The sequence below is a fragment of the Treponema berlinense genome, from assembly GCF_052273165.1.
GTDB lineage: Bacteria > Spirochaetota > Spirochaetia > Treponematales > Treponemataceae > Treponema_D > Treponema_D berlinense_A.
On the sequence record NZ_DAVZIU010000025.1, the window covers coordinates 1 to 20695 of the forward strand.

General features: G+C 37.8%; 16 protein-coding genes. 8 read left to right on the forward strand and 8 right to left on the reverse strand.

The window, feature by feature from the left end:
- Window positions 1–205 precede the first annotated feature (205 nt).
- Complete coding sequence (locus ACT6XC_RS08100; RefSeq protein WP_443741427.1) at window positions 206–559, forward strand: hypothetical protein; 354 nt, start codon at window positions 206–208, stop codon at window positions 557–559.
- Here the strand turns inward: ACT6XC_RS08100 and ACT6XC_RS08105 are convergent.
- The 4 genes from ACT6XC_RS08105 to ACT6XC_RS08120 form a co-directional block, all read right to left on the reverse strand.
- Window positions 504–1868, reverse strand: a complete 1365-nt coding sequence (locus ACT6XC_RS08105) for an RluA family pseudouridine synthase (protein WP_443741428.1) — start codon at window positions 1866–1868, stop codon at window positions 504–506. The genes ACT6XC_RS08100 and ACT6XC_RS08105 overlap by 56 nt on opposite strands.
- Before the next feature lie 2 nt (window positions 1869–1870).
- Entirely contained in the window at window positions 1871–2980 is a 1110-nt protein-coding gene (locus ACT6XC_RS08110; protein WP_443741429.1) for a 30S ribosomal protein S1, read from the reverse strand.
- A 201-nt stretch (window positions 2981–3181) separates the two neighbouring features.
- A complete protein-coding gene (gene nudC / locus ACT6XC_RS08115) occupies window positions 3182–3979 on the reverse strand; it encodes an NAD(+) diphosphatase (protein WP_443738494.1) in 798 nt (265 codons plus the stop codon).
- Between the two features lie 156 nt (window positions 3980–4135).
- Window positions 4136–5158: a hypothetical protein gene (locus ACT6XC_RS08120; protein ID WP_443741430.1), complete on the reverse strand. Its 1023-nt coding sequence runs from the start codon at window positions 5156–5158 to the stop codon at window positions 4136–4138.
- Between the two features lie 109 nt (window positions 5159–5267).
- Between ACT6XC_RS08120 and ACT6XC_RS08125 the strand changes: the two genes are divergently transcribed.
- From ACT6XC_RS08125 to ACT6XC_RS08140, 4 genes are all read left to right on the forward strand, one after another.
- Entirely contained in the window at window positions 5268–5867 is a 600-nt protein-coding gene (locus ACT6XC_RS08125) for a phosphoribosyltransferase (protein ID WP_443738496.1), read from the forward strand.
- A gap of 61 nt (window positions 5868–5928) precedes the next feature.
- The gene (locus tag ACT6XC_RS08130) at window positions 5929–8058 is read left to right on the forward strand and encodes a hypothetical protein (protein ID WP_443741431.1); all 2130 of its coding nucleotides are present in this window, start codon (window positions 5929–5931) and stop codon (window positions 8056–8058) included.
- A gap of 32 nt (window positions 8059–8090) precedes the next feature.
- Complete coding sequence (locus ACT6XC_RS08135) at window positions 8091–8681, forward strand: ribonuclease HII (RefSeq protein WP_443741432.1); 591 nt, start codon at window positions 8091–8093, stop codon at window positions 8679–8681.
- Between the two features lie 81 nt (window positions 8682–8762).
- Window positions 8763–9188: a DUF3276 family protein gene (locus tag ACT6XC_RS08140; protein WP_443741433.1), complete on the forward strand. Its 426-nt coding sequence runs from the start codon at window positions 8763–8765 to the stop codon at window positions 9186–9188.
- Window positions 9189–9320: 132 nt separating this feature from the next.
- Here the strand turns inward: ACT6XC_RS08140 and ACT6XC_RS08145 are convergent, their stop codons facing one another.
- From ACT6XC_RS08145 to tmk, 4 genes are read right to left on the reverse strand one after another with little or no spacing between them, the layout of a single operon-like run.
- A complete protein-coding gene (locus ACT6XC_RS08145) occupies window positions 9321–10493 on the reverse strand; it encodes a cysteine desulfurase family protein (protein WP_443741434.1) in 1173 nt (390 codons plus the stop codon).
- 19 nt (window positions 10494–10512) lie between these two features.
- Window positions 10513–11682, reverse strand: a complete 1170-nt coding sequence (locus tag ACT6XC_RS08150; protein ID WP_443741435.1) for a 3-dehydroquinate synthase — start codon at window positions 11680–11682, stop codon at window positions 10513–10515.
- 45 nt (window positions 11683–11727) lie between these two features.
- Window positions 11728–12345 carry a hypothetical protein gene (locus ACT6XC_RS08155; protein WP_443741436.1) on the reverse strand — a complete coding sequence of 206 codons (618 nt, stop codon included), beginning with the start codon at window positions 12343–12345 and terminating at the stop codon, window positions 11728–11730.
- A gap of 32 nt (window positions 12346–12377) precedes the next feature.
- Entirely contained in the window at window positions 12378–12998 is a 621-nt protein-coding gene (gene tmk, locus ACT6XC_RS08160) for a dTMP kinase (protein WP_443741437.1), read from the reverse strand.
- A gap of 237 nt (window positions 12999–13235) precedes the next feature.
- Here tmk and ACT6XC_RS08165 point away from each other — a divergent pair, with 237 nt between their 5' ends.
- From ACT6XC_RS08165 to ACT6XC_RS08175, 3 genes are all read left to right on the forward strand, one after another.
- Complete coding sequence (locus ACT6XC_RS08165) at window positions 13236–17669, forward strand: hypothetical protein (RefSeq protein WP_443741438.1); 4434 nt, start codon at window positions 13236–13238, stop codon at window positions 17667–17669.
- A gap of 90 nt (window positions 17670–17759) precedes the next feature.
- Window positions 17760–20156 carry an outer membrane protein assembly factor BamA gene (gene bamA / locus ACT6XC_RS08170; RefSeq protein ID WP_443741439.1) on the forward strand — a complete coding sequence of 799 codons (2397 nt, stop codon included), beginning with the start codon at window positions 17760–17762 and terminating at the stop codon, window positions 20154–20156.
- A gap of 23 nt (window positions 20157–20179) precedes the next feature.
- Complete coding sequence (locus ACT6XC_RS08175) at window positions 20180–20695, forward strand: OmpH family outer membrane protein (RefSeq protein WP_443738506.1); 516 nt, start codon at window positions 20180–20182, stop codon at window positions 20693–20695.

Sequence of the window (20695 nt, forward strand, 5' to 3'; positions counted from 1 at the left end):
CCGATAATCTTCCTGATGGCTGGGTTTATGGAAAATATCTTGATATTAAAAAATAAAAGAGAATCATCTCCTGTATAATTACTTTATTTCCACGCTCATATAATAGAACAATTTTTTATCTGTAAAATATAACATTCAGTTTTATTAATGTTTCTATTAAAAGAATTTTTTTAATTTTGGGTGATGTTTTTTTATTCTTCAGTTTATGAAAGATGCCGGCATTTTTGCTAGAGTTCCTGTTATTGTTATAAGTGCCGACAGCGACGCTAAGACTGAACGCGAATGTCTTAAACTTGGCGCTTCTGACTTTATCCGCAAATCTTTTGATAATACTATCGTTGAATATCGTCATTTTGAAAGCGGAAATCATATTAAGCGCGTTAAAGGTTTTACTCGGATTCTTGCAAAGAAAATTTCTCAAAAATATCCTGAATATAATCTGACTCCTGAAAGTATAGAAGTAATTTCTGACGCAAGTGCTCTTCACGATTCAAAAGCCAGGGTTAAAACTCAGGTGGACATAAAAAGTCCATTTTTTGTTTTGTGCGCGGATGTGTAAATGAAAGTTCTGAGGCGTGCAGTAATAGTCTTTCGCCTTTTTCGCAGTGGCCGTAGAGGGTATCTCCTATGATTGGAAGCCCGAATCCGTGGCTGTCTGCCGCTGCAAGTCTAAGCTGGTGTGTGCGTCCTGTATGCGGAATAAATGTTACCCTTGTTGCGGGGCGCCGGCTTTTGTCTGGAGCGGTGTAATATTCAACATTTTTTATCTGCCATTGTGTGACTGCGCTTTTGCCGTTTTCTCTATCCCATATTTGATGGGGCCTGTTTTCTGTATCCAGACGGAAAAACAGTTCCATAGTTCCGTTTTTTTCTATTCCTTTTTTTGCAAGAATTCCGTCTATGAGAGCAATATATTTTTTGTGAACTTCCCTTGCTTCAAACTGGCGGTTTAATTCCCTGTGCGCTTCTTTTGTAAAGGCGAGCACTAGAAGTCCGCTTGTTTCCATGTCCAATCTGTGCACTGACGGCTGTTCTATGCAGTCTGGAAAAAGTTTTTTTACTCTGTTTACTATGCAGTCCTGTTTTTCTGGTCCACGGCCGGGAACGCTCAAAACTCCGCTTTGTTTGTTTACTACTATTATGTCGCTGTCACGGTATAAAATTTCAAGACCTAAAATTGAAGGAAGAATAAGTGAGCATCGGCTGTCGCAGGGCGGGTAAAGTTCTGGTTTTGTGCGGGTATGTTCAATTTGGGCGGTTTTGCCGTTTAGGACAAAATGTATTTTTGTTTCTGCCATGCTCAGCGGAATAAGTGAGTTTTTAAAGGCATAGTTTAAAAGTTTTGGAGCGCAACAGTCGCCTGTTCCTGTCGGCGGAAGTTTTTTTGTCTTTTGGTAATCTATAATATCTAAAAGTTTGCGTTCTTTTTTGTCTGCGCAGCAGAATGAATATTTGTCAAAAACTTTTAAAAGAGAAGCGTCGCAGAGTTTTTCGCGCTGTTTTTTTAATTCTGATTGTTTTTGAGGCAAAACCTCTTTTTTTATCTTGTCCGTAAGCTCGTGAATTTCAAGGTCGTTTTCTTCCAGGGCTTTTAGAATCTGCTCGTTGGAAACTACTGGTTCAACAAAGATTCCTGGAATCTCGCCTTTTAAGCTGCAGCTTATGCCCGAAACTGTAATTAGATTTACAACTTCGCCTTCTTTTGCGTCCGTTTTTTTGCAGACGAGTACACCGAGCATTACGAGAGAATTGTTTCGTTCGTCGGAAGGTTTTGAGTCGCGGAGCAAAGTTATTGAACCGCTGCCGAGTTTTTGCAAGATGTCTAAAATTACGGCAGTGGCTCTTTCTTGTTCAAATGGAGGAAACAACTTTATTTTTTTAAGAGGGCTGCAAACGGATTGTAGGTATCTCCGTCGTCAGAATCCTGAGATTCAAGATATGTTTCTGCTTCGTTGTCCTGTTCTGCAGAAGTTGCCGGAGAAAGAGATATTCTCTTGTTTGCAACGTCGATTTTTTGAACAACTACGTCAAATTCTTCTCCAACCTTAAACTTTTTGCTTAAGTTTGTTGTTGTACTTACGTCTTCGATTTCGCTTATGTGGACAAGTCCGTCAATTCCTGGCAAAAGGTTTACAAAAAGACCAAAGCCTGCAATGCGTGCAATTTTTCCGCTTATTTTCTGTCCAGGCTTTAGATTTTCTGTTACGTTTTCCCAGGGATCTTTTTCGAGGGCCTTAAGGCTCAAACTTACCTTTGAACGGTCTGGATGCTGTGTGTTCCAGTCTGCCTTTATGATTTTTGCTTCGATTTTCTGTCCAACACTCAAAACCTCAGAAACGTCATTTATGCGCTGGTGGCTGATTTCGCTGATTGGAAGAAGAGCCTGAAAACCGTCAATATCTACGAATGCTCCGTAAGACTGGATTGATTTTACTGTTCCGCTTACGATGTTTCCTTCGCTTAGTTTTCCTGAAAGTGCGTTTACCTTTGCATTTTCTGTTTCTTCTTCGAGCCTTCTGTTGGAAACAATGATGTTTTTTCCTTCGTTTTTGAATTCGCTGATTAAAAATGTCATTGTTTTTCCGATGTATTCTGCAGGTTCCAGACGGTTTTTGTAGCCCATTTGGCTGTAAGGACAAAATGCGCGTGTCTGTCCGATTTTTACTTCAAAACCGCCCTTAATTTCTTTTTCTACGTGTCCTTCGACTGGAAGCGCGTTGTTGAAGGCGTTTTCGAGAATCTGAAGTCCTGCGTTTTCGCCTTTGATTTTTGTCGTAAAGTGGAGTTCATCGCGGCTTGAGCCTACAAAATAAACTTTTACCTTGTCGCCTTCTTTTACTGTGCAGTTTCCGTTTTCGTCGGTAAAATCTGCCTTGTCTACAAAACCCTCGCTTTTTAGTCCGAGGTCAATAAAAACTGTGTTGTCAGAAACCTGTACAACTGTTGTTTCGATTTCGTCGCCAGTATTGAATTGAATCATTTTTTGTTTTCCTTTTTAAATTTGTTTTTTAGTTTAAATGTCGGTTTTTAATGTGGTTTTTGTGCAGAAATTTTTGCGTGCAAGCACGTGGCAGGGATTGTAGGGGCGGCAAAGCCGTTCGCTTGCGAATGAAACCCCGAAAAGCCCGGTTTTTGCGTTGCAAAAAGCCACCCGAATTTCAAAACTTTTTTTATTCTACAATCAAAACGAATTTTGTTCAAACAGTCCGTTTATAAGATTGTAGGCAACTGAGCCTGGAGGCGGAATTTTTGGGAGCTTGTCTAAGTCAAACCATTTTGCCTGCTTGAGTTCTGTTTCCTGGATTTTTATTTCGCCACTTTCCCAGTCGCAGTAAAAAGCAAGCATGAGCTGATCTGGATACGGCCATGCCTGGCTTCCTGCATAACGGATGTTTTTTACATTTAGACCAGTTTCTTCTTTTACTTCGCGGACAACGGTCTGTTCTATTGTTTCGCCTGTTTCGACAAAACCTGCAATGCACGAAAAAACTCCATCATTTCTGTTTTTGTGTTCTGCAAGAAGGATTTGTTTTTCTTTTTGGACTACGATTATTACTGCTGGTTCAAGTTGTGGAAAGTATTGCCGGTCGCAGTTTGGACAGAACTTTGCAACAAAATGTTCGTCGTCTTTGAGCGGAAATCCGCAGTATGAGCAAAATCTCTTGTTTTTTCTGAAATTTAAAAGTCCTTTTGCGCGCGAAGCCTTTGTTACTATGGAAGGATTTTTCCTTGATTCCCAAAAATAAGAGCGGAGCGCAACTTCCTGACAGCCAGCAGGAACAGGACAGTCTTTTTCGAGTTCGATTGCCGAAAAATTGTATTCTTCGTCGTTAAACCAGTCCGAAGCAACGTTTAGTTCAAAGCATCTGCTTAAAACGTTTTCGTCTGGAAGTTTGTCGTTTTGCAAGATTATGTTGTTTCCGCAAAAAATAAAATGGTCTTTAAGGTAAGATGTCAATTTTTTAGAAATTAGTGCCATATAAAAATAATATCACGAAAATTTGCTGCGGTGTAGAAAAATTTTATTGGAGCGCATTTTATTTTCTAACCGTCCCTGCACAGTTCCGCTTTTGGCTCCATCCGCCAGAAGGCGGACGCTTTCGCGCTGTTCCGGCACGGGCTAAGTTTTTCTTAGTCAGCCCATAAGTTTTACTGTGCAGCCGATTTTTGCTTTTATGCTTTTTAGCGTTGAGCTTGTTTTTTGCCCGGAATTTACATATTCTCCTTGGTATTCGTCTGAATGGTAGTCTGAATAAAGATCGCCGCGTCCGTTTTTTATGTTAAAAAGCGTTTCTAGTCCAAGATTTAAATCAAAGCGTTTTGAAAGGCTTAGTGCAGTGTCCAGATTTATTTTTATGCTGTTAAAATACGAAATCTGCCTTTGCCTGTAGTGCTTTTTGTACATGAGTTTTGTCGATTTGTCCTGGGCGTAGTGTGTGTCGATTGAATAAAAATAACTTACCGGCGAAGCAAACAGAGAAAGTGTAAATTCAATTTTTTGCTCGGGCCTCAGCCTGAATTTAATTCCTGTCCACGAAAAAAATGTGTGCCTTAAATAATCGATTTGCGCAAGTTTTAATGTTTTTCCAGTTTCTGGATTGTAATACGGATAGTGCTTCGAAGAACTGTCGTGCCACCAGTGCCTGCAGTCTTCGCTGTACCAGCCTTCTGCTCCTTTTTTTCTGTAAAAAGAGTCGTAATTGTATTCTGCGCTTAAAACTGGCGAAAATGTAAAATTTTTTGTGGCTTTTATATCGTAAAAAAAACTAACTTTTGTCGAGTAATATTCCTTTGAAAAATTGGTTCCTGTCGAAAAAGTTGTCTTCATCGAATAGTCGTTTGTATTGAGCCAGTCCGAATCCCTCATTTGTCCGGATTTTGCATTTTGTGGTGCGGTCTCAAAATCTGCATTTAAGTTAAAGTTCTTAAATGCGGTTTTTAATTCTGTTCCGTAAATAAAAAGTTTTCGTTCCCATTCGAGAAAGCTTATTTTTTTGTTGGAAGGAAAACTGTAGTAGAGAATTTCTTCGAGAGTGCCGTTTGTAAAGCCTGCATACGGTTCAATTTTTATAAAACTTTCTTTTTTTTGTGCGCAGATTGGCGTTAAAAAAAATATAATATATAGAAGAATAAAGTTCGTTTTTTTGAAAATGTACATAATTTAATATATCAAAAATAATCGTTTATTGTAAAATTCATTTTTTACCGATAAAATAGTGTAAATAAATTTTAATGCCGTTTTTCGGCAGTGTTTTACAGAGGTTTGTATGATTAAGGAATTTTTGCCTTACGATAAAGTTAGAAATGATGCCATAAAACTTGGTCATAAAATTTTGCAGGACGGTTTTGTTCCAGACATTATTTATACTTCGCTTCGTGGCGGAGCTTATATGTCGAACGTTATAAGTGAATATTTTAAACTCGCCCTCAAAGGTAAAAAACCTGTTTTGTATGCGGCAGTTGTTGCCCGCTCTTATACCGATATTAAAGAGCACGATTGTGTTCGTATTGACGGATGGACTTATTCTCCTGAGTATCTTCGTCCTGGAGATAAAATCCTTCTTGTTGATGACATTTACGATTCTGGTCGCACACTCAACTTTTTGGTCGAAGCATTGCTTGAAAAAGGTGTTCCGCGCAGCGACATAAAGGTTGTTGTTCACGATTATAAAAATTTTACATATAAGAAAACGCTTCCGATTAAACCTGATTATTGGTGTCGTAAATTCGACATTAACAGCGAAAACGATGACCGCTGGATTCATTATATGAGCCACGAACTTGTAGGGTTAAAGCCGGAAGAACTTGAAAAGCATTATTACAGCCAGGATCCAGAATTAAAAGAAATTTTGAGTCCGTTTTTTTAATAAATAAGGATTTTTATAGTCTTGCCAAAAAAATCTGGGTTAGCTGAATGAGAGATTTTTTATGAAGAAAAAGTTTGTTTTTACATTTTTTATTTTCAGTTTTTCAGTTTTTTGTTTTGCTCAAAGGGTTATTTCGCCTGTCGCTGGAAATTTTTGCAATAAACAGCCTCTTGTGCTTGATGTCAGCGACGGTGCGGAGTGCTTTTATTCTCTTTCTGGAACAGATCCTCTTACTTCTGGTTTTGCTTATGACGGACCAGTTTTGATTGATACTTCTGGACGCATAAATTTAAAAATAACTGCAATACGTGGTGATTTGAAAGAAGAAATTGAAATAAATTACAATGTTCAGGAACAAAATCCATTTGAAGAACCATCAGAAAGCTTTTCTTTTATTAAAAATTGTGTAAATTCCGGCGTTTATTTATATGAAAACGAAAAACCGCTAGAGATTCCTTCTTCGTTTAGTTATTGTTTTGATGATGACAGGATTTTTCTTAAAGGCCAGAAACTTGTTCTTGATACGGAAAATTGTCTTTCGAGATATTTGCCGTGTCTTGTTTCTGACGGAAAAAATGAATGGCGTTTTGTAATTTTTGTTTCTGGAAACCAGATTGGAACGCTTTCAAAGTATTCGATTCCTTTTGAATTTAAGGAATGGAACAGTTTTTGCTTTACTGGCGAAAAACTCATTTGGCAGCTTGATGACGGAGATTGGTCTGCTTCTAAGCTTCCTGTAAACATTGATCGTAGTGTAAAACATACTTTAAGATGGCAGAGCGTTGCCTTTGAAGTCGGAAACCCTGTTCAGTCTTTTGTAATTCCTACAGAACCAGAGATTATTGTAAACGAAAAAATTGACAGTGCCGTAAATTTTTCGATTGAAGGAGATTTGCGTTACAGAATGGAAATTGTTTCGACTGGTGTAAAAAATCAGCCGGAAAAAATAGACGGTCTTTTTACTTCTGCAACTTTTGATACCTTTGAAGGAGACAGTATTTCTGGAACTGCGGTTTTTGCTTTTTATGCCGACGGCGTTTTTTTGGGAACAAAGGAAAAAGAATTTGCTATAGATAAAAAGCCTCCTCGCTCTCCTGAATTTAATTCAAATACAAAAAAATTCTATTCCAGGAACCCTGTTGAGCTTTCTATTAAAACTGAAGAAGGTGCAGAAATTTTTTATGCGGTAAGCAAACCTCTAAAAATTTCTGAGACTCTCGCATCAAGTGCACTTTCTGCGGATTCCCCTGAATTTTTCGAAGTAAAGGCTGATAAATTTGAAAAATATTTGGATTCGTTTATGCTTGGAAGCAGTGACGGCGCTGTTGTTTTTTACAAAGTTTGCGCATTTGCAAAAGATAAAAAAGGGAACGTGAGCAACTGCTCTGAATTTTGTGTAGTTATTGACGAAGATAATTATTACCTTGATTCTTCTGGAGTTGCCAGCAGTTTAGAAAATACAGTTGATGAGGATTGCGACGGAACTGCCGAAAATCCTTTTAGAAGTTTTGAGCAGGCCTTAAAAGTTTTAAATTCCAGAAGGTTTACAAGATTTTATGTGAACGGAACTTTTAAACTTCCTTCTGGCGAAAACGTAATTTCTTCAAACTGTATGTTTTTGGCACAGAAAAATTCTCAGATAATTGTTCCGTCTGACGCAAATATTGTCGTGCGCAATGCAAGTTTTGAAGCGGACAACCTGGTTTTTAGAAAAAATCGCGAAAGCAACTGTGCGTCAAATTCAAAATTCTTTGTTCTGGAAAACTCGACAGCTCTTTTTAACTCTTCTGAGTTCGCTGGCATTTTTGAAGAAAACGGAATTGGTTTTGACTGTAAAAATTCTGTAGTTGAATTTAACGGTTGCGGTCTGACTATGCAATCGGATTCTTATGTTTGTGCATTGAGCGGACTTGATTCAAAAATTGCTGTAAAAAATAGCCGTGTTTCGGCAGTTTCTCAGACAGCGGTTAATTTTTCTCTCAACGGCGGACAGTTTGACTTGACTGATTGTTCTTGTCGTGTAACTGCGCATCTTGGACGAATTGCCGAACTTTGCGCGGTAAATGCAAGTCTTTCAAAAAATTCCTACATAGGCAGTTTTGAAAAAAAAGCACGTGGAATTGTTCCTGTTTGGAGAGACAGAGACTCTAAAATTTTACAGGATATTGAAAATTCTTCGAGTGGATTTTAAAATTGCTTTAATTTTTTTAGTTTGGAATAAAAATGATTTTAACTTGTGGTTTAGACGAAGCTGGTCGCGGACCTCTGGCTGGTCCTGTTTCTGCTGGTGCTGTAATTTTGCCAGAGGATTTTCCGTTTGAAATTTTAAATGATTCAAAAAAAATGACGGAAAAAAAGCGCGAAGTAGCGGAAAAACTTATAAAAGAAAAAGCGTGTTGGGCTGTTTCTTTTGTTGATGAAAAAAAAATTGATGAAATAAACATTTTACAGGCAAGTATGCTTGCAATGAAAAATGCCTATGACGAAATGCTCAAAAAGCTTCCTCTATGGCTGGAAAAAAACGGCTTTAATTTGTCAGAAAAAATCGATATTACTGCGATTGTCGACGGAACTAAGTGCCCTGAAGTTTCGTGCAGTGTAAGGTGTGAGCCTAAGGCTGACGGAAAATACTGCGAAGTTATGGCGGCTTCGATTCTTGCAAAGGTTGCACGCGATAGGCTTATGCTGGAATATGATAAAAAATATCCTGAATACGGTTATGCTAAGCACAAAGGATACCCGACAAAAGCGCATCGCGAGATTTGCAGAAAAATCGGGCCAAGTCCGATTCAGAGATTGAGTTTTAAATTCTAAGTTATTGAAATAAAAGTCTGTTGATTTTATAGTTTAAAAACTTTATATTTATTTGATATTACATTTTTAAGGAAGGAAGCTATGGGTATCCGCGGGGAACTTTATACTACAGAAGTTGTTTTAGACAATCGTTCATATTTTTTCAACGTAAAGGAGAACCGCAGCGGCGACATCTTCCTTCAGATTGTTGAAAGCAAAAAAGGCGACGGTGCAGATTTTGACCGCCTTCAGATTTCTATTTTTCAGGAAGATATGCAAAAAGTTCTTGGTGGACTTGATTCTGCCCTGAGATTTATCGACAAAGAACAGAAAGCACGCAAAAAGGCCCGTGCTGAAAAGAAAACTCTTAAAGCCGAAAAATACGGACCAAAGTCTGAAAAACGCATTTACCGCAAAAAAGGCGAAGAAGACAAACGCCTTCCTGATGGCATCAAACGCACTGGAAAAGTAATTCACATAAAATCAAAGACAGAACCTGCTGAGGATAACGTTTCTGATTCAGAATAAAAATAATGTAAATGCTGGAAAACTGCCATTAAGAATGATTTTTGTCATTTTTAGTGGCAGTTTTTTTTTAGTTTTAACTGCTCTTTAGCTGTGATTTTTTCAATTTGGCCAGTGAATGTTTCTGCCAGAGATTTACAGAAAATCTTTGCAGACTTCTTCGACCGCAACAAAAAGTTTTGCGATTGCGTCGGAAGTTGTGAGCGGACCAAAACTGAACCTTACTGCCGTGTCCTGAATGTCGCGGCTTATGTTCATTGCGGCTAGAATCGGGCGGTTTTGCTTTTTTGCCGAGCAGGCGCTTCCTGTCGAAATGCAAAAACCTTTTGAGTCGAGTGCGCGTACCATAACGTTTCCAGGAATTCCTTTGAACGCGGCTTGAAGAACATATGGGCTGAAAAGTTTTTGTGTGTTATCAGATGTGTCAGCGCGAATGGCTGGTACGAGTGCGCAGTTCGGAAGCGATTTTAGCGATTCGATGAAGTTTTTTAAGGCTGCCTTTTGTTCTTCAAAGTTGAGCGGCACGTAATACTTTTCGAGACATTTTGCAAAGGCGATTGCGCCAAAGAGATTTTCTGTTCCTGAGCGTATGTTTTTTTCCTGGCCACCACCTGTTAAGAACGGTTTTATGTCTTTTTTTAAAACCAAAATTCCGATTCCTCGTGGACCGCAGATTTTATGCGCGCTTAAGGCTGCGCTGTCTATTCCCGGATAGTTGAGGTTGAGCGGAATTTTTCCTGCTGCCTGAACGCAATCTACGTGAAAATGTGGCCGTCTTTTTCCTTTTGTTTTTTCTGTAATTTTGTCTGCAATTTCGTAAATCGGTTGAATGCATCCAGTTTCATTATTTACCGCCATTACTGTTACGTAAAGCGTGTCGGAAGTGATTTTTTCTGCGATTGAATTTGCGCTTATAAAACCGTTTTTGTCTGGGTTTACGGTGATTATTTCTAATCCGTGTTTTTTTAAGACGGAGGTCTGTTCTCTAAGTGCTGGATGTTCGATTCCGCTTATGATTATACTTCCGCGCCTACCTTGAGAGTCGACTTCGCGGTTTAAAAGCGAAAGCAGAGGAATGTGATCGCTTTCTGTTCCACCGCTCGTAAAAAAAACTTCTTCTGTTTTTACGCCGATTACTTTTGCTGCGAGTGTGCGAGCGTTTTCAAATGAAAGCCGTGCCTTTTGTCCTTCGGAGTGTACGGCAGAAGGGTTTGCGCCAACTTCGAGGGATTCTTGCAATGCCTGAGTTAAAATTTCAGGGTCGGCGGGAGATGTTGCCGCCCAATCAAAATATTTTGAAATATCCATTTTTACTTATTCTCACTTTTTACAGAACCGAAAGAACATCTTTTTCATCGACTTCTGTTATGACAGTTTCTCCGACATCTTCCTGCAAAACGAAGCGCACCTTATTTGAAGCATTTTTTTTGTCTTTTTTCATTGCCTCAAAAAGCGCGAGAGCGGCTTCTTTTTCCGAAGCGAATTTTCCGTCGAGGGCAGAATGTAGCGGCTGAGTTTCCCAGCCGAAAGAACAGAGGGCTGATTTTACTGTCTGAACGTAATTTTCCGTGCACAGTCCTATTTTTTTTGAGAGTTCTGCTGCGCGCGCCATTCCCCAGGCAACTGCATCTCCGTGGCTTACTTTTCCGAGACCCGCTCTTGTTTCGAGCGCATGCCCAAAAGTGTGTCCTAGATTTAACTGCATGCGGATGTTTTTTTCGGTTAAATCCTGTTCAACTACAGCAGCCTTTGCATTTACGCAAATTTTTATCATTTCTTCGACGAGCGGATCTTTTCGGTTTTTCAGAATTTCTGGCTTTGAAGCAAGTTTTTCAAAAAGCTTTTTTGAATAGAGTAGGGCGGTCTTTACGACTTCTGCCATTCCACTGCGGTATTCGTTTTCTGGAAGCGACTGAATGAATGAAGGAATTATATGAATTTTCTGTGCTGGAAAGAACGAACCTATCATATTTTTGTACGAATCAAAGTCGCAACCTGTTTTTCCTCCGATTGCAGCGTCGACCATCGAAAGAAGTGTCGTTGGGATAAGTTCGCAAGTTGCGCCACGCTTAAAAATTGAAGCGGCAAATGCTGTCATGTCGGTAATTACGCCACCACCGATTCCTGTAAAAACAGCGGAACGTTTTGCGTTTGAGTCGATTGCAGCCTTACATATTGCGAGAACGCTTTCTATTGTTTTAAATGGTTCTCCGCTGCCTAAAATCAAGAGAACGTCTTTTCCTCGTGTGCCGATAAAACCGTTTTCGATTTTTGGCTGGCTGTAGTTTTCTCCGCGGAAAAAATTTATAAACGACTGCATTTGTTTTAGCGAAGCAACATTTGTGTCTGTCACAAAAATCCGTTGAGGTGAGTTTTCTTCTTCTGATGAATAAAAAATCGAATTTAAATCCGGCTCTCCGCTGTAAAAACGTATAAAAGTTCTGTCAGTGCCTGGATGTACTGGTGGGTAAGCGATGTCTTTTTCTTCAAACTGCATGATTCCTTATTTTATCGAAAATCGCTTTTATTTTAAAGTAAAATTCTAATACGTTTTGTCTGTCATGCTTTCAAATTCGGAAATATTTTTCTGAACACGCGCAATTTCCCGATTTAAAATCTTTTCGTAGTTCAATTTTCCGTTTCCAATTCTTTCGCGTTCGTCTTCCCAGTTTTGAATGTCTGTTAAAGTTAAAAACTGAAATTTTTTTACGTTTGCTTTTTCTGCCCAGAGTTTTGCTTCCTGCCAGTAGTAAAGTCCTGCCTGATAACAACTGAGCGTTTTTTGTAAATTTTCAATGTAAATGTCTTTCCAAGGCGCGTCGTAAAATTTTACGTTTTTTTTGTCGTAAATTCTTCCGAGCCTCATATGCTGTTCGATTAGTTTTAGGTTTATGTGCATCATAAAAAGATAGCGGTATTTTTCCCAATCATTTTTGTCATCGATTTTTACGTTTGCATAGAGCGGATTGCAAAAATCGGCCTTTACGGCCTGTTCAAGCCAGTAAATGTTTTCCATGACGTCGTCTGGATACTGCTGGTAATGAACATGAAAAAGCTTGTAATAATCTTCTTTGTATTTGACCATGTAGGCAGAAGTTTTTTGAGGTGAGAATATAAAAAAACTGACTGTAAAGAAAATTAGCGCAAAAAATTTTTTCACGTTTTTATTGTCGGCATTTTTTTCGTGAATTTTTACATCAGTTTTGAAAGTTCCTGCCAGATTTGCGCGCTTACTTCTTCTTTTGATTTTGCCGCATCTAGACGGACGATTTTCATTCCTGTGTTTTTTGCTTCGTATTCGTCCATGAGTTTTTCGTAGCGCTCTTCTGTTGCCTGTAAAAAGTCTATTTTTTCGTAAATTTCACGTTCTCCGCGAACATCAACTCTTTTAAGGCTTATTTCTGGAGAAATTTTAAAAAAGAAAAGAATCTGTGGAAGTGGAAATGTTGAATTTAGAAGGCGAGGAAGTTCTTCTCCGCAGGTTACGCTCTGGTATGTCAGACTAGAAAAAAAGTATCGGTCGCTTATGACGATTTTTCCGTCGGAACATTTTTTTTCGATTCCGCAGTTTGAGCTACTTTTTCCCCAAAGATGTTCTGCGCGGTCTGCCGCAAAAAGGTATGCGCTTGTCCGAGGATCAAGTTCAATGTTGCCTTTTAAAACAGTTCTCAAGAATTTTCCTGTTGGTGAATCTGTCGGTTCTGCCGTAAAGAAAAATCTCCCGGCTTCTTTTTTTTGTTTTAAAATATTGATTTGTGTTGAAGTTCCTGCTCCGTCGATTCCCTCAAATACAACAAAATTTTTTAAAATCATAATTCCTGAAAAACTCCGTTTTTTTTAGAGTACTTGTTTTAATTTATTATATTGTAATAAATTAAAACTTACGGACGTTTCTAAAAAAATCACTTTGAATGAGTTTTTAGATCTGTCCCACTACTAAAAAAATCAAAAATAAAGTAAAGTGTTAGTCTAAGGAAAGTTCTGAATATTAAAAAAATTAAAACTTTCTGAAAGTCATTTTGCCGTTAAAACAGAGACTGTTCAAGTCAGATGAAGTCGAGAATTCTAAAAACCAGCATTGGAAGCATTATTTTTCTCCTGCTCGTAATTGCAGTTATTGCGTTGATTTTTCCAACATACAAAAAAATCAATGCCGCTGTTTCTGTCGGCGTTTTTAAAATTACCCAAAAAATTGAAGAAAAAACGGGAATTGATATTTCGTACGAGGCTCTTTCGCCTTCGATTCTTTCTGGCATCAGTTTTAAAAATATCAATTTAAAGGATTCCGCAACGAAAAAACAGCTTGTTCAGATTAACAGCGCTGTTCTTTCATATAATTTTCGCGATTTTTTTTCAAAAAAGCCTTTGAATGCAGTAAAACTTTTGCTTTTAGACGGTTTAAAAATTGAATACGATGCCGTAAAAGACGGAGATTTACTTAAAAATCTTTCGGAAATTTTTGAAAAAAACGGTGATGAAAAAAATTATTCAAAAAACCACAAATCTTCTTCCCAAAAATTTATGATTGACGGAAAAGAAATCAATATTCCTTTCAATGTTCAATTAAAAAATATCAGCCTTCATTTTGTCGATTCAAAAAACGATTTTCTTGCAATTGTAAAAACCGTAACTTTTGAACAGCCGCCACTTGCTAAAAACAGCCTCAAAATAAAAACTTCCGGACGGCTTGAGTTAAAATCTGAACTCTTAAAAAACGCAAGCCAGCGAAAACTCGTCGCCTGCGGTTTTGAACTTTCAGGAAACTTTTTTAAAAATCTTGAAGGAAGTTCTTTTCTTCTAAAACTTTCAGAAATAAACCGCGCCGACTTTACGATTTCTAAAATTGATTTTCTTCTTAACTATGCAGATTCAAAACTTGCGTTCAGAACTATGCGTTCTGCTTTTCCGTTTTCTATGCAGTTTGAGGCAAATTTTAAAAATCAGGAACTTTCTTTTGACGCTCAGGCCAGAAAATTTGAGCCCTTAAAACTTATAAAAGTTAAAAACCCGTTTCCGCTTTATAAAAAATTTGTTGAAACAAAATTTTCTGGAACTGCAAAAGCCAAAACTTCGTTTTTAACAAAAGAAGACTTTTTTAATTCGGCATATTTTAAAATTGACGGCGACTGTAATTTTTCTGAAAAAATTGCTGGAAGTCCAGTTACTCTTTCTTACGGTGTTGAATGCAAAAATCAGGTTTTAAAAGTCAATAGATTTGTGGCTGACGGAAAACCATTAAATCTTGATTTGAACGGCGAACTCAACTTAAAGACTCTTGAGCCTTCTCTTGTTTTGAGCCTTCCTCGTTTTCAGATTGCAAATGGCGGAATTTTACAGACCGAACTTTACATCGAACCCTACAAAAACGGTTTTATGTGCTTTGCTCCGCAACTTTTTATGGACGAAAAAAGCTTGACCGCTATTCAGTTTACGCTTTTGCCGTCTGAAAAGTCAGTGGATTTTAGTTTTGAATGCGACGATTATTCTCATGCCGAATACGAAAAAAGTGCAAAAATTGTTATCGAAGGCAGTTTTTTGAACGAAACAGAAAAATTTTTGCAGGCTTCGGTTTCTGTCAGCGATATGTTTTTGGACAGCGTAATCGATGCAACTGCATTTTTTGTTCCCGAAGAAAAAAAAGCTTTGCTTGCAAATATTTCAAAGTCGGCTGGAACTTATATTTTTTCCGACGAAATTTATTTTACGACGGATTTTAAAAGTTTTTCGTTCAATTCGCCTTATTTCCTTTTGGCAAACACAGCAAAAGAAAAGCAACTTCTTACCTTTGCAGTTGACGGTTCTTCAGAAACAATAACCTTGAGTTCTCTCGACTTGCAATACGGAAATCAAACGGCTCATGCTATTGCTGGAATTGATTTTTCGAACGGACTTTCTGATTTTAATTTTTATACCGATCTTGTTGTCAATTCTCTGCCTTTTAGTTTTAGAGGCGCGTGCTCTCAGAATTTTTTGAATGTTTCGGGTGATTACAATTTTAATGCGGCTTTTTCGTTTGAAAAAAATATTTTTGGTTCTGTAGAATTTACTGCCCTGCCTGTTTCGTTTGGAAAAACTATTTTTTCTACTTCCTTAAATACTTCTTTTTCGTGGAATGAAGTTTCTGGAATTGAAGTTGAAATAAATAATTTTGATATTGATGAGCCTTATGGTTCTCTCCGTTTGCATCCGCACCTCGCTTTTACAGGCTCTGCAAATAAATATGGTTTTGTAATGAACAAACTCGCGTATTCTGACGCGGCTTCTGCTCTTGACGGAAGAATGAATGTAGTTTGGAGCCTTAATGACGGAATTTTTGACTCGATTATCGTTGATTTGAATGCAAAAAGCATTTTAAATTCAGAAAAAATAAGCCTTAACGCCGAAGTCCGCAACCTTGAAAAAAAACTTTTGACTTTGGACAATTTAAAAAACGATTTTTATGTCAGCGCCCAGGGAAATCTTTCTGATTTCCCTGCTGCAAGATTTTTTTCTGATCAGAATTCAACAAACAAACTCAATGCAGATTTTTCTCTCTCGGGAACTCCTGTAAATCCTTTTGTTTCGCTAAATTTGCAGAGTTCTTCTATAAATTTTGCTGGTTATCCATGTGTGTTTTCAGGAAATGCCGTTTACGACGATACTGGACTTTCTGTTTCTGAACTTAACGCTAACTGGGGAAAATTCTCGCTTTCGGATTTTTTTGCTGACTTTAATTTAAGGAATTTTTCTGGAAATTGTAATGCAGTCTTAAAAGGAAATTTCCTTGAACTTGATTTTAATATTCCGATAAAAACTTCGATAAACTGTTTTGCTCAGGGAAATTCCCCTGTCAAAAATTTTGTTGTGACTGTCAAAAGCGAAAAAATGACAGGTTCTTTCTTTCCGACTGAACAAAAACTCGACTTAAAAATTACAAAAGGCGACGATGTTATAGATTTTGTTTCTGCAAACGGAAGGGGAATTTCTGGAAGTTTTATTTCAGGACAGGTTTTAACAGTAAAATCTGGGCCTGATTCTCCGCTCGGCTTTAATTTGAACGGTTCTATAATTCACAACCAGCTTGATCTGAATATAAAAAATATAAACGCTGATATGAAAACTTTTTGCCAGGCTTTTAGCATTCCTTTTGTAAGATTTACAGGCGGAAAACTTTCTGGAGCAGTAAAAATCGGCGGGCTTACAACCGACCCTGAATATACAGGTTCCGTTGTTATTTTAAATCCTGAGTTTTATGTTCCAATAGTTTCAAAAAAACTTTTCCGTTCTGACAAGGTAATTGCGCTTGCTTCCCAAAATCATTTTATCGTAAAACCAACTTTATTCACTGTAGAAAAAAATCCTGTGAACGTTGGCTTGAATATTGAATTTGACCGCTGGAAAATCGGTACTCTTGACTGTCTGATTGAAAGTCCTCGTGGACAGTTTATTCCTGTTGATTTAAAACTTCCTTTGGTTCATTACAAGGGGTTTGCTGCCTTTGAAAAATTTTTGATTCACATGACGACGGATACTGTCGGTTTTTCAGGAAAAATCTTTGGTGAACGTGCAGAAATTGAAATTATCCGTGACGGTTTGAATATGGAACACATAAAAAAGCCACTTTTTGACTTCCTTGTAAACCTTAAACTTCAGGTAAAAAATAAAGTTCAGATTCTCTTTAATCCTCTGTTGCGCGGTCTTATTGTGCCTGACAATTATCTTGATCTTTATATTGATACTTCGACAGGAGATCTTTCTGCAAAAGGGGAGGTAAACCTGCGTGGTGGCGAAATTGTCTGGCTCAACAGAAGCTTTTATATGAAGGAAGGAAAAGTCGTATTTAACGAATATAATGAAGTTTTTGATCCTCGAATTACAGTTCGTGCAGAAACCCGGGAACGCGACGAAAACAATAATCAGGTGACAATAACTCTGTCGGCAACGCAACAAGCCTTAAGTCAGTTTAATCCTCGCTTTACCGCAACTCCTGCAAAGTCTGAAAACGAAATTATGGAACTTTTGGGTCAGGTTATTTCTGGAAATTCTGAAAACGTTGCTTCTCTTGCAATGGCAGGCGGAGATTATCTTATGCAGGCAACGGTAATGCGTACTGTAGAGAATACATTGCGTGAATTATTGAATTTTGATATATTTTCCGTTAGAACAAATATCCTTCAAAACGCCGTAAAGCAAAGTCTTGAGAAGAATTCTGCTGGCAAGCAGCTTTCTTTCAGTAACTTTTTCGACAATTCGGCTGTTTATGTAGGTAAGTACTTTGGTAGTGCAATGTATGTTGATGCTTTAATGCACTGGAGTTATGACGAAACAAAGGCAAAGAACGAAGATTCCGTTCGTGGACTTGTGTTTCAGCCTGAATTTGGTTTTGAAATGTCTTCACCGTTCGTTAATATAAGATTTGGAGTTTCTCCAGATCTGGAAGCAATCAAGAACAGTCTGTGGATTCCTTCGACGTCGGTTACATTGTCCTGGAAGCACTTATTTTAAAATGTTTATAATAACTGAATATGACTAAATTTCTTGGTAATTGGAGTTAATATGTCTTTCAAGCGTTTTAATTTCGCTTTAATTTTTTGTGTGGCAATCTGCGCTTTTTCACCTTGTGTTGTTTCTGCTCAGGAGAATGACAAAGTAACAGAATCTGATGAAAACTGGTTTTATGGAAAACTTATAAAATCAATTTCTTTTAAGAATTTAAAATCTGTAGATTCAAAAGAGCTTGAAGGAGTAACTAGTGGCTTTATCGGAAGAAAATTTTCTGATGAAGTTTTTGGAAATCTTCTGGACAGAATTTATGCGCTCGATTTTTTTGATGAAATAAATCCTGAAGCTCTTCCAGGTGATGCTAAAAAAAATACAGTTTCGATTGTATTTTCTGTAACTGAACGTCCTGTTGTAACTAGAATTACATTTTCTGGAAACCGTCAGATTCGTACGACAGAATTAAAAGAGGCAGTTTCTCTTAAAGAAAAAGATATTTTTGTTGAAGGCAAGATGCTTGTCGATGAGCGTTCTTTGCGCGATGTTTATCTAGGAAAAGGTTTTACTAATGCCCGCGTAACTGCAAGTTCAAAACAGACTCAAAAAGGCGTTGAAGTTAATTTTAAGGTTGATGAAGGTCGTTCGACTGTAATTGCAAAGTTGGATTTTCGTGGTAACAAAGTTGTTTCGAGCAGGACTTTAAAAAGCAAGCTTACGCTCAAAGAAACAGGTTTAATCAATAAAGGCGCATTTCAGGAATCTGAGCTCGAAGCGGACAAGCAGGCGATTACGGCTTATTATCAGAATCTGGGGTATATAGATGCGGAAGTTATCGATGTTACAAAAGAAACTGCTGTAAATGAAAAGAAAAACCGCGACGAACTTACAATCACTTTTGTTATTGTCGAAGGCTCTCAGTACACTTTCGGTGGAATGACTTTTAAGGGGAATATAATTTTTTCGAGTGAAAAACTTAATTCTTTTGTAAAACTTAAGACTGGCGCAGTTTATAATCAGCAGAAATATCAGGAATCTGTAATGGCGATTGCCGATTTGTATTATGAAAATGGCTACACTTCAAACCGTTTTCAGCCAATTCCTATGAAAGACACAAACAATAAAGTTATTTCGTATGAATTTCATATTACAGAAAGCGTTCGAAGCCACGTAGAAAGCATTTCCATAAAAGGAAATACTCGCACAAAAGAGGAAATCATTCGCCGTGAAATTCCTATTGAAAGCGGAGATATTTTTTCTAAGGCAAAACTTACGACAGGTCTTAGAAATCTGTACAACTTACAGTATTTTAGCGCAGTTGTGCCTGACGTTGTGCCTGGTTCTGAAGAAAATCTTGTAAACCTTGTTTTTTCTGTAGACGAGCAATCTACGACTTCTATTGAATTTGGCGTTACTTTTTCAGGTGTTTCTGACCCAGACGACCTTCCGTTTGCTCTTTTTGTAAAATGGCAGGATTCTAACTTCCGCGGAACTGGAAAATCAATCAGCGCAAGTTCTACGATTGCAACTGACGAGCAGTCTGTTTCTTTGAGTTTTGGAGAAAACTGGCTTTTTGGAATGCCAATTTCTTCATCAATAAGCACGAGTTTCTCTCATTCTCAGAATACCGCGCTCATGCTCGAATTGGCTGACAACGAAGACAACTTAAATTCTGACGATTATTACATGGATTATGAGCGCTGGGTTTGGAGCCTTGGTTTTTCTCTTGGAAGACGATGGACTCCGGTTTGGGCGATTCTTTCGCTTTCTGCTGGAATTAACGGAAGTCTTATAAACAATGTTTACGACGAAGTTTATATTCCTGTTGATTCTACCATTGCTGAATATTCTAACAAATGGGGTTGGCAAAACTCTGTCTGGGCTGCTTTTTCTATTGATGACCGCGATATAAATTACGATCCTTCAAAAGGCTGGTTTGCAAGTCAGCGCCTTACATGGTACGGACTTATGCCTTTTGAAACAGAATTCTTTTTGCGTTCGGACACAAAGGCTGAAAAATATTTTACCCTGTTTAATCTGCCTGTTACAGAAACCTGGAATTGGAAAATGGTTTTTGCCGCATATTCTGGCTTGAGCCTTCTTTTCCCAACGTCTGATTCTGGAATTGGAAATTCAAGCAAGGTTTATATTGACGGTATGTTTAACGCTCGCGGCTGGACAAATATCTACAATAAGCACAGAGGTCGTGCGCTTTGGAGCAATATTCTTGAATTACGCATGCCGATTGTTCCTGGAGTTTTGGCAGTAGACTGGTTTGGTGATGCCGCTGTAATAAAAGATTCGTCTTATGAACTTTTTACAAATACAGGAATTTCGGACTTCTACTTTAGTACAGGCCCTGGACTGCGTTTTTCAATCCCTCAGTTCCCATTGCGTCTGCTTTTTGCAAATACATTCAAAATGGATGAAGATTATAAAATAACTTGGGAAAATAACTGGAAATTTGTCCTTTCATTCAATATTACGAATAAATAATTGCGTTTTGAGGTTGTTCTAAAATGAAAAAAATTGTTTTTGGTTTTGTTTTTGCTTTTTTTGCTGCTTTTGGACTTTCTGCCCAGCAGATTACCCGTTTTGGTGTTGTTGATACTGCCAGAGTTTATCAGGCATATTTTAGAAATTCGGCTCCAGTTCGCAATTACGAGTCTAAAAAAGCCGAATTCCAGACCGAAATTAACAAGCGGACAGAAGAAATTCAAAATCTTAAAAATCAAAAAGTTGATTTTCAGAAAAACAATAATTCTGCGGCGGTAAGCCGTCTTGATGCAGAAATTACCAGAAAAACAGACACTCTTACGGAATATACGAACGCAAAAAACGTTGAACTTGAATCGCTCAAAAAAAATCTTCAGAATTCAGATTCTTTTTACAAAAAACTTTATGGCGTTTTGGAAAAAGTTGCAGAAAATGAAGGTTATTCGATGATTTTGAGTTTGCAGCAGGCGAATGCAGTTTTGTGGTATAGCCCTTCGGTTGATATTACTGAAAAAGTTATTGCCGAATTAGGAATATAG

Excerpts from the sequence above, each read along its gene's own strand:
- ACT6XC_RS08100 (WP_443741427.1), top strand. The coding sequence starts at position 206 with ATGAAAGATGCCGGCATTTTTGCTAGAGTTCCTGTTATTGTTATAAGT.
- ACT6XC_RS08110 (WP_443741429.1), bottom strand. The coding sequence starts at position 2,980 with ATGATTCAATTCAATACTGGCGACGAAATCGAAACAACAGTTGTACAG.
- nudC (WP_443738494.1), bottom strand. The coding sequence starts at position 3,979 with ATGGCACTAATTTCTAAAAAATTGACATCTTACCTTAAAGACCATTTT.
- ACT6XC_RS08120 (WP_443741430.1), bottom strand. The coding sequence starts at position 5,158 with ATGTACATTTTCAAAAAAACGAACTTTATTCTTCTATATATTATATTT.
- ACT6XC_RS08125 (WP_443738496.1), top strand. The coding sequence starts at position 5,268 with ATGATTAAGGAATTTTTGCCTTACGATAAAGTTAGAAATGATGCCATA.
- ACT6XC_RS08130 (WP_443741431.1), top strand. The coding sequence starts at position 5,929 with ATGAAGAAAAAGTTTGTTTTTACATTTTTTATTTTCAGTTTTTCAGTT.
- ACT6XC_RS08135 (WP_443741432.1), top strand. The coding sequence starts at position 8,091 with ATGATTTTAACTTGTGGTTTAGACGAAGCTGGTCGCGGACCTCTGGCT.
- ACT6XC_RS08140 (WP_443741433.1), top strand. The coding sequence starts at position 8,763 with ATGGGTATCCGCGGGGAACTTTATACTACAGAAGTTGTTTTAGACAAT.
- ACT6XC_RS08145 (WP_443741434.1), bottom strand. The coding sequence starts at position 10,493 with ATGGATATTTCAAAATATTTTGATTGGGCGGCAACATCTCCCGCCGAC.
- ACT6XC_RS08150 (WP_443741435.1), bottom strand. The coding sequence starts at position 11,682 with ATGCAGTTTGAAGAAAAAGACATCGCTTACCCACCAGTACATCCAGGC.
- tmk (WP_443741437.1), bottom strand. The coding sequence starts at position 12,998 with ATGATTTTAAAAAATTTTGTTGTATTTGAGGGAATCGACGGAGCAGGA.
- ACT6XC_RS08165 (WP_443741438.1), top strand. The coding sequence starts at position 13,236 with ATGAAGTCGAGAATTCTAAAAACCAGCATTGGAAGCATTATTTTTCTC.
- ACT6XC_RS08175 (WP_443738506.1), top strand. The coding sequence starts at position 20,180 with ATGAAAAAAATTGTTTTTGGTTTTGTTTTTGCTTTTTTTGCTGCTTTT.